Source organism: Marinomonas sp. A3A (assembly GCF_018336955.1).
Lineage (GTDB): Bacteria > Pseudomonadota > Gammaproteobacteria > Pseudomonadales > Marinomonadaceae > Marinomonas > Marinomonas lutimaris.
The window spans coordinates 29,052-40,987 of record NZ_CP025532.1 but is presented as its reverse complement, the minus strand read 5'-3'; the positions used below and the strand labels follow the sequence as shown (position 1 = coordinate 40,987).

The following is an 11,936-nucleotide window of genomic DNA, read 5'->3' as shown; positions in this document are numbered from 1 at the left end:
TTACATTGTCACAACTTTGCCATATATTAGATAAAATAGCTTGCAACTAGACCGATGAAAACACAGTAGCCAACGCGGTTATTGTCTAAAAATGAGCGAAAGCATGCTTGTCGATCACGCTCTTTGGCTTGTTTAAACTGCTGATAAAAGAGCCCAACACAAACGACTAATGACACAAAGTACGGCCAATGCAGTCCTGCTAGTAAGCCAATCCAAGTCAATAAAGATAAGGTTAGTCCTTGCAGGCAAACAATGACGAATAAATCGTATCGGCCAAATAAAATTGCAGTGGATTTGATGCCTATTTTAAGATCGTCTGGACGGTCTGTCATCGCATAATACGTGTCATAAGCAATCGTCCAAAAGCAATTTGCGACAAACAACATCCATAGCTCAGGATCCATTAAATCCCCACCTTGTGCGCTGTAGGCCATAGGGATCGCCCAAGAAAAAGCCAAGCCAAGAAACAGCTGGGGCAGGTGTGTGTACCGCTTCATAAAGGGATACAGCGCAGCAAGACCTAAGCCTGCGAATGACAGTAAAATAGTCTTCAGATCGGTAAACAGCACTAGGATGAAACTTAAAATCGATAAGGCACCAAACAGCATCAGCGCTTCTTTTTCGGATACGCGGCCAGAAGGCAAAGGTCGATTTTTGGTGCGATCAACAAAGCCATCGACTTTTCTATCCGCGTAGTCATTAATGACACAACCCGCTGAACGCATGCTGAAAACGCCTAAGATAAAGATAACCACCAAATGCCATTGAGGCATGCCATCGGCGGCAAGCCATAGTGCCCATAATGTTGGCCACATAAGTAAGAATGAGCCGATAGGGCGGTTGAATCGAGTGAGTTCTGTGTAGTCTTTAAGTTTGTTCATAACAATCCAAACGGCGTTTTTAGTTGGTTAATCTCATCAAAGAAAGCTTCATTGACCAATATTCCAGGGCCAAATTGGTGGAACACAGAGCGCCTTGCCCACAGCGCATTAGGTTGGTTTGGAAACATGCGTTTGGGCAGCTGAGTGACTTCAATACGGCTTCGAGAAAGCCCTTTATGTTGAAATAAGTAGCCGCCCAATGGTTTGTCTTTTAAATGTTTTACTTGTCGCCAATGGCCTTTCAATGACCTAGCCGGAATAATTGAGCGAGCATAAATGACGGCAACACCATCGACTTTTAGCAACACTGTACGAATACGCGCGGCTTCTCGGGGTCGTAACTTTAGGCGTTTTCGCTCCCTTGTTGTTGGGGTTCTCCAAGTATCTTCAAGTACTTCAACCGTCAATGTTCCCATGCTTTTAAGTTTTGCCGTCAAGGACTCTTGAGTGACGAGCCAAGGCCATAGGTTTTTAGGTACTTTTACCTTATTAATTTGATCTACGGGCGACCATCGGTAGTCAAATTGTTGAGCAGCAGAGGAATTCATTAACGTCATAATTAACTAGGTATTCATCTTATTAATTAAATCAACCATCTTATGGAGCTCGGTAGACTTTTGGTAAATCGTATCTCTACAGGTTTCGGCTTCCTCTAGGGTTAAACCAATTTCTAACAATACGGATGGCTCAATGGCTGCGTTATTTCGCAGTTGATAGGAGACATACAGCAGCCTTGCCAAAGTCGCATGTTCGCCATAATAATGCGGCTTTTTGCTATAACGAATGGCAGTCCAAATGTTGTCAGGCAAACTCCAGTAGCGTAACAACCAAGAGCCTAATTGCTCCTTGGTAAAGTGTAGTATTTGCATTTCGACTAATTCAGAAGACAAGTGGGCATTGGCTTCTTGATAGCGGGAAAGAATCGAAAAATGCGGTGGTAAAATAGTGCTAATCGCCAAATAACCAAAATTATGCAGCAATCCAGCAAGGTAAGCATGGCCTAACTTTGGACGGTTAGGAATAGGCATGGCTTTTACTAAGGCTTCCATCAAGACGGCATTTGATACGGAGTCGAGCCAAAAATCTTCATAGTGACGCGGACCGTCTTCAGGTGTTTGAAATGCATTCCCCATAGATAGACCAAGGGCTAAATTCATCACCATATCGAAGCCTAATACGCGAATGATTGCATCCTCTACTGACTCTATAGAGCCAGGTGCGCCGTAATAGGCGGATGATGCCCAGCTGATGACCTGAGCTGCCAGACTCGGGTCTAACGCAATAACCTCGCACAGCTCATCTGTACCCGCAGTTTTGTCTGTCGAAAGACGAATAATACGATGAGAGGAAGCTGGTAAAGGTGGAATCTCTAATGTTTCTTCAATACGCTGTTTGAGCCGAATAGATTGAAAGCGTCCAAGCGCTTTAAGAATTTGCTCTTCATCGTCTTCGTGGTTATCTACAGGGTGTGGTATGAGCTGAGTGTGGATTGAAATACTCTCAAAACGGTTCAATGGACCGGAGAACATCTCAGCTAATTCTGTAGAGCTAATATCGTGATATTGTCCATCCGCCTTAGTTCTAATTGAAAACACCGCATTCTTTAGCATGCTGGCTTCTAATATGGTTGTGATACTGTTTGGCTTAATAAGCGGGTCGCCTGTGCTTTGAAAATTACTGATAGGTTCAAAACGACGCTTAGTAATACGGGAAACCGCAGAAATATCCAGCATGTTGCTTTCAGGGAAAATAACCTGCAAACGACCTGTGTGGTCGGCTAAATGTACCACGCGTAATCTTTGACTTGTTTGAAGGTCTACGGAAGATTCCATACATTTTCCTGTTAAAAAGACGGACATAAAAAAGCCCCGAATACGGGGCTTTGTCAATATAACAGATTTTAAGTTCTAGTTCTGAATACTAAACGATTAGTGATTCAAAATTTGACTTAGGAACATCTGGGTACGGTCGTGTTGAGGGTTGTCGAAGAACTCGTGAGGCTCGTTGGCTTCAACGATTTCGCCGGCATCCATGAAAACAACACGGTCAGCAACAGTTTTAGCGAAGCCCATTTCGTGCGTTACACACACCATGGTCATGCCTTCTTCTGCTAACTGAACCATTACGTCCAATACTTCTTTGATCATTTCAGGGTCAAGCGCTGATGTCGGTTCATCAAACAGCATGATACGAGGCTGCATACATAAACCACGAGCAATCGCTACACGCTGTTGCTGACCACCAGATAGCTGACCTGGATATTTCAATGCTTGGTTAGCGATCTTTACGCGTTCCAAATAATGCATTGCCATTTCTTCCGCTTCTTTCTTAGGTGTTTTACGCACCCAGATTGGCGCCAATGTCAGGTTTTCCAAAATGGTTAAGTGAGGGAACAAGTTAAAGTGTTGAAACACCATGCCCACGTCTTTACGGATCGCTTCGATGTTCTTCAAGTTATTGTTCATCTCAACGCCATCAACCAGAATCGTTCCTTTCTGGTGTTCTTCTAGACGGTTGATACAACGCGTCATCGTTGACTTACCAGAACCAGAAGGGCCACACACAACGATGCGTTCGCCTTTCTTGATACTGAAATTGATGTTTTTTAGTACGTGAAAATCACCGTACCACTTGTTTACATCGTTAAATTCGATGATTGCTTCTTCGCCCTGCGCAAGTTGGGCACGAGCCATATTTGTATCTGTCATGATAAAGACCTCAAATTCCTAACTAATTTCGCTTGTGCCCAGTTTCTAACTTACGCTCTAGAGCCATACTATAACGTGACATACCAAAGCAGATAACCCAATAAATCAAGGCTGCGAAGGCATAACCTTCAACCGTGGTACCTAACCAGTTTGAATCATGGTTAGCGGCTTGAATTCGACCTAAGAAGTCAAACATGCCAACGATGTACACCAAGGTCGTGTCTTTAAACAAAGCAATAAAGGAGTTCACTATGCCCGGAATAACCAGTTTTAGTGCCTGTGGCAAAATAACCAGAATCATCGACTGCCAGTAGGTTAACCCCATTGCATCAGCAGCTTCATATTGGCCTTTAGGAATTGCCTGTAGACCGCCACGAACAACCTCAGCCATATAAGCAGCAGAGAATAAAGTAATACCAATGAGAACACGTAATAACTTGTTGAAGTTTAAACCTTCCGGCAAAAACAATGGAATCATTACGGATGCCATGAACAAGATAGTGATTAATGGTACAGCTCGAATGGTTTCGATGAAGACCACACAAACTGATTTCGCAATTGGCATTTCTGAGCGTCTACCGAGAGCTAGCACGATTCCCAATGGGAAAGATGCCACAATACCGATAACACCCAATAGTACAGTAAGGAAAAGGCCGCCCCACAAAGAGGTTTCCACTACTTCTAGACCAAATACACCACCGGCAAACAAGAAGTAAGCCACAATGGGATAAGCGACGATAATAGCGATAGAAAGATACAGCTTGTTAATCGTCTTAATGGCAAAAGCACCAACCATAACCACTAATAGAATCACGGCTAAATTAATACGCCATGTTTCTGCTTCTGGATACAAACCGTACATGAACTGATCAAAATACACTCCGATAAAAGCCCAGCAAGCACCGCCAGCAGTACAGGCCGCTTTAGAGGAACCTTCCCAAGTAGCGTTAATTAACGCCCACTCAATAACGGGTGGAAGCAGTAAATACAGTATATAAATGCTAAATAATGTTAGAAAAATATTAAGCGGGGACGAAAATAAATTCTGACGTACCCATGCCACAGCACCAACCGATGTAACCGGTGGTGGGAGGCTTGGTGATGGTTTAAAGATAATAGCCATGATCTGCCTCCTAGCGCTCAATTAATGACATTTTATTGTTGTACCAGTTCATGAATACCGAAATCGATAGACTCAATGAACCGTAAACCAACATACAAAGGCCAATGGTTTCAATTGCTTGACCAGTTTGGTTCAGCGTTGTACCCATCACGACAGCTACCAATTCAGGATATGCAATAGCAGCCCCTAAAGAAGAGTTTTTCGCTAAGTTAAGGTATTGGCTGGTGAGTGGCGGAATAATAACGCGCAACGCTTGAGGCAAGACAATTAGACGCTGTGTCATGCTATCACGTAAGCCTAAAGAGCGAGCAGCCTCGGTTTGCCCCCAGTTTACGGACAAAATACCAGCACGAACGATCTCGGCAATAAAAGCGCCAGTGTAAGTGGATAAAGCAACTAATACCGCAACAAATTCAGGTGGAAGTACCATGCCGCCTGTTACGTTAAAGCGACTTTTTTGTGGTAGATCAAACTCTATTGGGAATCCTGCAATAGCAAGGAAAATGAAGGTAATACCAACAATCAGACCCAAAGAAGACCAATAAGCTGGAAACCATAATCCTGTTTTAGTTTGGCGCTTTTTAGCCCACATAATTAAGCCAATAGAAGCGACTATCGACAGAATGAAACCGAATATCACCAACCCAAAACCATCTTGGATCATTGGATTAGGCGAATAGATACCACGTTTGTTTAGTAGGAAGTCAGCAAATTCATAACTATCACGTGGTGCTGGTAGTGCTGCAAGCACGGCAAAATACCAGAAGAACATCTGCAACAATAATGGAATGTTACGCAATGTCTCAATATAGACAGTTGCTAAACGTGCCACTAACCAGTTTTTTGATAAACGGGCTAGGCCCATTATTACACCAATAATGGTGGCTAATATTATACCTAATAGAGAGATTACGAAGGTGTTGATTAAAGCAACAACAAACGCTCGTCCGTAAGTATTAGCTTCGGTGTATTCAATAAGGTGAATAAGAATTGGAAAACCAGCAGGCTCATTAAAAAATGAGAAACCAGTGGAAATCCCTCGGTTATCGAGGTTGGCTTGAAGGTTACTAAATAAGTAATAACCCGCAAAGACCACCATCGCTAGCAGCAAAATTTGAAAAATTAAGGCACGATTACCCGCGTCGTTCAAAAAGCTGTTATTGCTCGGAGTTGTTTTATCGCTCATCTTGGTTCAGGCAATGAAATGCTCGTCAGATGTGTAAGAAAGGGGGGAGAAACCCAGCGACTCTCTAGTCGCTGGGTAAATACCCAAGCAGTTTGTTTGCTTTAGGTATTAACGAACTGGTGGCGCATACATGATGCCGCCAGCTTCAGTCCATAGAGCATTAAGGCCACGTGGTAAATCTACAGGAGTAGATGGACCAACGTTACGCTCAAACACTTCACCGTAGTTACCTACGTTAGCGATGATGTTGTAAGCCCAATCGGCAGGAAGCTCTAGTTGAGCACCCATATCACCTTCAACACCTAGTAGACGTTTGATGCCTGGATCATTGGTTTCGCTTTTGATCTTAGCAACGTTTTTAGATGTGATATCCATTTCTTCAGCGTTAACTTGAACATACATAGCCCAAGTTACGATATCTTTCCATTGGTTGTCGCCGTGGCGAACAACTGGACCTAATGGCTCTTTAGAAATAGTTTCTGGAAGAATAACGTGAGCAGATGGATCTGCTAGTTTAGTACGGTGAGCTGCTAGACCTGATTTATCAGTCGTGTATACGTCACAACGACCAGAGTCATAAGCTGCTAGTGCTTCGTCTGCTTTTTGTACAACAACTGGCACATAAGATAGTTTGTTTTTACGGAAGAAATCCGCCATGTTCAATTCTGTCGTTGTGCCTTGTTCTGTACAAACCGTCGCACCATCAAGGTCCAACGCGGATTTAACGCCTAGGTCTTTACGAACCATGAAACCTTGACCGTCATAGAAGTTAACTGCAGTGAAGTCTAGACCCAAAGACGCATCACGTGTGTAAGTCCAAGTTGTGTTACGAGCAAGAATATCGATTTCACCAGATTGTAGAGCGGTGAAACGTTCTTTAGCAGAAAGTGGGGTGAATTTTACTTTTTGAGCATCACCAAAAATTGCAGAAGAAACAGCACGGCAAGCATCAACGTCTATACCTGACCAGTTACCTTTGTCATCGGCATTAGAGAATCCTGGAACACCTGTACTGACACCACATTGAACGAAGCCTTTTGCTTTAACATCTTCAAGTGTTGACGCAGCAGCACCAGCACTGATTGTAGCGGCGATTGCAGCGGTCGAAAGTAATTTACCAACATTCGATTTCATTATATTGAGCCTCCCAGGCGTTTTTATATATGTTGTTATCTTGCTTGATTCTATATTTCAGATTTTAAAATCTGTGCATTAAAACTTAGCAAGGTTAGTGCCAACATTTAATTATTCTTGTTGTTAGGTATATGTAGACGATTCCTCTAAAAGATCATCACATACCCCTATAGAATTACTCTTTTGAGGAGTAGTCAAGGATAAAATGTCAGGAAAGATGCGTGTAATACTCGTTCTTTGCACTTTTTGGGAGAGAAGAGTGAGATGTTTTAAGTGACTTAGCTGAATATATTTTTCTATTAAAGCTAGAGAAAACAAGGTTCTCCGAGCGAATTCAGTTGATTCTTTTGCACAAATATAGGGCGCAATATGGAAAAAGTGGATCTATTTTGTGCTGGATGAATTTTTTGCATCATTTTGGTGCCTGGTTGTGATTTCTTGTATCTAATTTGAATACCCATACGCAATATATTGAATAAAGCACTTTCCATAATTTGTAATCTGCATGGTAGACTTAAGTATCAATTGAAGCCATGTAAGGAGATCCACATCAGATGGATAACTCAGCAAAACCGCTTGATCGCTTAGACAAAAAAATTCTTCGAGAGCTGCAGATTAATGGCCGTTTATCGAATGTAGAGTTGGCTAGTCGTGTAGGGCTAAGTGCAACTCCTTGTTTAGAGCGAGTGCGCCGTTTGGAACGTAATGGTTACATTACGGGTTATTGCGCTTTGGTTAACCCAAAGAAGGTTGACGCAGGATTGCTTGTGTTTGTCGAGATTCGTCTTAAGACGACGTCTCCAGAAGGCTTTAATGAATTCAAAACCGCAGTATCTGAGATTCCAGAAATATTGGAGTGTCATTTGATTGCAGGTGACTTTGAATACCTTTTGAAAGCACGCGTATCCAACATGGACACTTATCGTCTTTTGCTTGGTGAAACCTTACTGACTCTGCCACATGTTCGAGAATCTCGTACTTATGTAGCGATGGAGGAAGTGAAGAATACGACTGTGGTTAACATCCCATAAAAAATAACCATTACTGAATGGCCTGCTTTTGCAGGCTTATTACCTTGATAATTCTGCGACCATTTTACCTAGCATTACCGGCCCCACTCCTTTTACATTAAGTACGGCTTTTTCTGAGCGAAAAGGGCGTTCTGCCACGAGTTTTTCAAGAACCTTTTTCGGTACGCCTTTCACTTTTAGAAGCTTGTCCACTTTTGATTTATTAATGGCGAGATAACCATCGGCGTAACCAGTGGCGTTTTTTTTTACTTCTTTCGACTTTTTTACGATAGGATTCTCTGTTGCTATTTTCGGCGTAGATGCTGCCTTTTCGCCCTCTAGTTCTTTAATTTTCATCGCCGATGCGGAGTAACCTGCAGACGCTTCAATTTGGTAAGGAGCATCGAAATAGGCTGAGTCACATAAGGTGTAATCCACGCCATTCCATTCATTAAGCTGCAATACGAGTTGCCAATTGCCCGCAGGTGGTTGTCGGAAAAGTAGATCGTAGTGACAATCGGAAAGAAAATGTTGTCCTTTCATTTCACCAATCATGGTTGAAGCGAGTACGATTGCTTCTGCGTTTCCCACGCCTTGCTGAAATGCACATAACTGTAGTTGCAGTGTGCCACTGAGATTGCCTTCGACTCTATCGTTAGCGATACGTTGAATGGTAACGATGACTCTGTCATTTTCGATTCGGTAGCCACAGCCTTGTATTGTTAGATGTGCTTGATTGAAAGCATTCATATCTGTTCCTTCTTGCGAATCGATTGAGTGGAATCACTAGGGGATTTTTGATTAAAATTTGCTCATGTGCAAGCAAATCTCCCTTTATTTAGACGATAAGAGGATTTAGACGTTTAAATATTGATCGTGATTAGGTAACCATCGAGATAAAAGTGGTGAGACACGATCAGGATAACGACTGTGCAATAGAGAAGCGGCTTTTTGCACATCATCGAGCAAGTTTTTATCGCGCTGTAAATCCGCTACTTTGAATTCCCAAAGGCCAGTTTGTCTGGTGCCGAGCAGTTCACCTGGGCCTCGTAATTCAAGGTCTTTCTCTGCAATTTTAAAACCATCGCTGGTTTCTCGCATGGTGGAAAGTCGCTCTTTGCCTTGTTGTCCTAATGGTGCTTTATAAAGCAGCACACAATGGCTGGCAGTTTGCCCCCGACCAACACGACCACGTAACTGGTGAAGCTGAGCAAGGCCAAGACGTTCAGGGTTTTCTATTACCATCAGGCTAGAGTTTGGCACATCTACACCGACTTCGATGACGGTTGTCGCGACCAAGAGCTGAATTTCTCCGGCTTTAAATCTAGCCATGATGTCGGCTTTTTCTTGCGCTTTGAGTCGACCATGCACCAAACCAATGGATAAGTTACCCAATTGCTCTTGTAGTAATATTGCCGTGTCTTCTGCCGCTTGGCATTGTAAGGCCTCGGATTCTTCAATCAAGGTACAGACCCAATAGGCTTGCTTGCCTTCTTCACAGGCGCTTTTCACGCGATCAATCACTTCTTGTCGGCGCTGATCCGATACAACAATGGTATTTACCGGCGTTCGACCAGGCGGTAGCTCGTCGATAATGGAGCAATCCAAATCGGCATAGGCAGACATGGCTAAAGTTCGGGGAATCGGTGTAGCAGTCATTATGAGCTGATGGGGCTGGAAACCGTGCTTCATGCCTTTTTCACGCAACGCCATACGCTGATGCACACCAAAGCGATGTTGTTCGTCGATAATGGCGAGCGCTAAACGATCAAACTCAACAGTGTCCTGAAATAACGCATGAGTACCGACGACAATTTGTGCTGTACCAGAGGCGATATCAGCGAGCTCTTTCTCGCGAGTTTTGCCTTTAAGTTTGCCGATCATCCACGCGACTTTTAAATCAAGCGGCTCGAACCATTGAGTGAAATTAATATAATGCTGTTCGGCTAGAATTTCGGTTGGCGCCATGATGGCAACTTGATAGCCAGCTTGTACGACGGACGCAGCAGCTAAAGCGGCCACCAAGGTTTTTCCTGACCCTACATCGCCCTGAACCAAACGCAGCATAGGATGCCCTGAGCCGAGATCGTTAAGGATTTCTTGAAATACTCGATTTTGTGCATTGGTTGGCGAAAAAGGCAATTGTTGCAACAGTCGTTGGCTTAACTCACCTGCGGTTTGAACCTTAATTGCGGCATCTTGTTTGGCTTTCATGCGTTTACCAATCAGAGAAAGCTGATGGGCCATGAGTTCTTCAAAGGACAAGCGATATTGCGCGGGATGCGTTCCCGCTCTGAGTAATTCGAGGTTCGCTTCTCTCGACGGATGATGCAGAAAATGAATGGCGTCGCTCAGCGGTGGCAAACTGAATTGGGTGCGGATTTCATCCGGTAGCCATTCTTGCAGATTGTAGGGTGTTAAACGTTCTAAAGCTTGCTCGCACAATTGGCGAATCTTGGTTTGCGTTAAACCATCCGTCAGCGGATAAATGGGCGTAAGTTGTGCTGTTTCTTCCTGTGTTTCGTCTTCACCAATGACTTTGTATTCTGGGTGATAGATTTCAAATCCTGTACTGCCACGGCGGATTTCACCAAAACAGCGAACGCGTTTACCGGATTCCAGTTGTTTTTTTTGCGCAGCGGAAAAATGAAAGAAGCGTAAACACAAGGTGCCTGTGTGATCTTTGATACGACACAGTAAACTACGACGTTTACCCATTTTGATTTCAGCACCTGTGACTTGGCCTTCGATAACGGCTTCGTCACCAAAGCGTAGCATGCCGATTGGCACAACGCGCGTCCTGTCTTGATAGCGAATCGGTAAATGAAACAGCAGATCTTGTACTGTATTCAAATGCAGCTTGGCCAGTTTTTCGGCCATCGCATCACCAACGCCTTTTAGCTCACGAACATCCTGAGTGTCTAATCCGTCGATCATGCTGTTCTCTATAAATTCAGATGTTTGCAAGCATCACGGATAGATTGGCTTACCGCCTCAATGGCTTTTGGACGCGGGAAGCTGGCTCGCCACGCTAAGGCAACAGTACGTTTCGGTGCTGGCTCAGTAAAAGGGCGCACTTCCAACATATCGTGATTAATATTGGTGACGGCAGATTTTGGTAACACAGTGACACCTAAACCAGACGCCACCATGTAACGGATGGTTTCTAACGAACTACCATTAACAATAGTGCGACCATCACCAAATTCGCCCTCTGTTACCAAAGGACAAGCTTCTAAAACTTGCTCACTGAAACAATGGCCTTTGCCAAGCAACAACAGATTATCGGTAGAAAGCTGGTCGGTTTCTATGTGTGTGAGTTTTGTCCATGGGTGGTTCTTTGGCATAAGAACCACAAATTCTTCTTCGTAAATTGGCTGTGTCACCACGTCTGGCTCACGGAACGGAAGCGCCACAATGATGGCGTCTAGTTCGCCATTACGTAGTTTAGGGCGTAAGTTCTCGGTGAGATCTTCTTCAATGATCAATGGCATACCAGATGTCGAGCTGTGTAATGCAGGAATCATAAAAGGGAATAAATACGGGGCGATGGTATAGATCGCACCTACTTTGAGTGGGCCTTTTAATTGATTCTTACCTGAGGTCGCCAGCTCTTTAATCATGTTGGCTTGGTCCAGCACCCGCTTGGCCTGAGTGATGATTTGCTCGCCTAATGGTGTGATATAAACTGAACTTTTGCTGCGTTCAAAAATAGCCGTGCCAAGCTCTTCTTCTAGCTTCTTCACGGCGACACTGAGCGTAGGTTGTGAAACGTAGCAGCGGTCTGCTGCACGGCCAAAATGTTTTTCTTCGGCTAGCATTACAATGTATTTCAATTCCGTTAATGTCATGGCACACCTTTCGTTCGGCTGATTCATTGTTAATAACTATGAT

11 protein-coding genes are annotated in these 11,936 nt (G+C 43.8%); 1 reads left to right on the top strand and 10 read right to left on the bottom strand.

Features of this window, described 5'->3' with window-relative positions; genetic code table 11:
* Positions 1-26 precede the first annotated feature (26 nt).
* The 7 genes from ubiA to CYL31_RS00150 form a co-directional block, all read right to left on the bottom strand.
* Positions 27-881: a 4-hydroxybenzoate octaprenyltransferase gene (gene ubiA / locus CYL31_RS00180; RefSeq protein ID WP_212917009.1), complete on the bottom strand. Its 855-nt coding sequence runs from the start codon at positions 879-881 to the stop codon at positions 27-29.
* Positions 878-1,438: a chorismate--pyruvate lyase family protein gene (locus CYL31_RS00175; RefSeq protein WP_212917008.1), complete on the bottom strand. Its 561-nt coding sequence runs from the start codon at positions 1,436-1,438 to the stop codon at positions 878-880. Before CYL31_RS00175 ends, ubiA begins: the two co-directional genes overlap by 4 nt.
* A 6-nt stretch (positions 1,439-1,444) precedes the next feature.
* Positions 1,445-2,713: an HDOD domain-containing protein gene (locus CYL31_RS00170; protein ID WP_212917007.1), complete on the bottom strand. Its 1,269-nt coding sequence runs from the start codon at positions 2,711-2,713 to the stop codon at positions 1,445-1,447.
* 96 nt (positions 2,714-2,809) lie between these two features.
* Positions 2,810-3,589: an amino acid ABC transporter ATP-binding protein gene (locus CYL31_RS00165; protein ID WP_113915354.1), complete on the bottom strand. Its 780-nt coding sequence runs from the start codon at positions 3,587-3,589 to the stop codon at positions 2,810-2,812.
* Positions 3,590-3,611: 22 nt separating this feature from the next.
* The gene (locus CYL31_RS00160) at positions 3,612-4,712 is read right to left on the bottom strand and encodes an amino acid ABC transporter permease (RefSeq protein WP_212917006.1); all 1,101 of its coding nucleotides are present in this window, start codon (positions 4,710-4,712) and stop codon (positions 3,612-3,614) included.
* 10 nt (positions 4,713-4,722) lie between these two features.
* Positions 4,723-5,898 (bottom strand): amino acid ABC transporter permease, encoded by a 1,176-nt coding sequence (locus tag CYL31_RS00155; protein WP_212917005.1) that lies wholly within the window; start codon positions 5,896-5,898, stop codon positions 4,723-4,725.
* 108 nt (positions 5,899-6,006) lie between these two features.
* Entirely contained in the window at positions 6,007-7,032 is a 1,026-nt protein-coding gene (locus tag CYL31_RS00150) for an amino acid ABC transporter substrate-binding protein (protein WP_212917004.1), read from the bottom strand.
* Between the two features lie 554 nt (positions 7,033-7,586).
* Here CYL31_RS00150 and lrp point away from each other — a divergent pair.
* The gene (gene lrp / locus CYL31_RS00145; RefSeq protein ID WP_212917003.1) at positions 7,587-8,063 is read left to right on the top strand and encodes a leucine-responsive transcriptional regulator Lrp; all 477 of its coding nucleotides are present in this window, start codon (positions 7,587-7,589) and stop codon (positions 8,061-8,063) included.
* Between the two features lie 39 nt (positions 8,064-8,102).
* Here lrp and CYL31_RS00140 read toward each other — a convergent pair whose 3' ends face one another.
* The 3 genes from CYL31_RS00140 to CYL31_RS00130 form a co-directional block, all read right to left on the bottom strand.
* A complete protein-coding gene (locus CYL31_RS00140) occupies positions 8,103-8,792 on the bottom strand; it encodes a helix-hairpin-helix domain-containing protein (RefSeq protein ID WP_212917002.1) in 690 nt (229 codons plus the stop codon).
* Between the two features lie 105 nt (positions 8,793-8,897).
* Positions 8,898-10,979 carry an ATP-dependent DNA helicase RecG gene (recG, locus tag CYL31_RS00135; protein ID WP_212917001.1) on the bottom strand — a complete coding sequence of 694 codons (2,082 nt, stop codon included), beginning with the start codon at positions 10,977-10,979 and terminating at the stop codon, positions 8,898-8,900.
* Between the two features lie 8 nt (positions 10,980-10,987).
* Entirely contained in the window at positions 10,988-11,893 is a 906-nt protein-coding gene (locus CYL31_RS00130; RefSeq protein WP_212917000.1) for a hydrogen peroxide-inducible genes activator, read from the bottom strand.
* Positions 11,894-11,936: the final 43 nt, after the last annotated feature.

Excerpts from the sequence above, each read along its gene's own strand:
- ubiA (WP_212917009.1), bottom strand. The coding sequence starts at position 881 with ATGAACAAACTTAAAGACTACACAGAACTCACTCGATTCAACCGCCCT.
- CYL31_RS00175 (WP_212917008.1), bottom strand. The coding sequence starts at position 1,438 with ATGACGTTAATGAATTCCTCTGCTGCTCAACAATTTGACTACCGATGG.
- CYL31_RS00170 (WP_212917007.1), bottom strand. The coding sequence starts at position 2,713 with ATGGAATCTTCCGTAGACCTTCAAACAAGTCAAAGATTACGCGTGGTA.
- CYL31_RS00165 (WP_113915354.1), bottom strand. The coding sequence starts at position 3,589 with ATGACAGATACAAATATGGCTCGTGCCCAACTTGCGCAGGGCGAAGAA.
- CYL31_RS00160 (WP_212917006.1), bottom strand. The coding sequence starts at position 4,712 with ATGGCTATTATCTTTAAACCATCACCAAGCCTCCCACCACCGGTTACA.
- CYL31_RS00155 (WP_212917005.1), bottom strand. The coding sequence starts at position 5,898 with ATGAGCGATAAAACAACTCCGAGCAATAACAGCTTTTTGAACGACGCG.
- CYL31_RS00150 (WP_212917004.1), bottom strand. The coding sequence starts at position 7,032 with ATGAAATCGAATGTTGGTAAATTACTTTCGACCGCTGCAATCGCCGCT.
- lrp (WP_212917003.1), top strand. The coding sequence starts at position 7,587 with ATGGATAACTCAGCAAAACCGCTTGATCGCTTAGACAAAAAAATTCTT.
- CYL31_RS00140 (WP_212917002.1), bottom strand. The coding sequence starts at position 8,792 with ATGAATGCTTTCAATCAAGCACATCTAACAATACAAGGCTGTGGCTAC.
- recG (WP_212917001.1), bottom strand. The coding sequence starts at position 10,979 with ATGATCGACGGATTAGACACTCAGGATGTTCGTGAGCTAAAAGGCGTT.
- CYL31_RS00130 (WP_212917000.1), bottom strand. The coding sequence starts at position 11,893 with ATGACATTAACGGAATTGAAATACATTGTAATGCTAGCCGAAGAAAAA.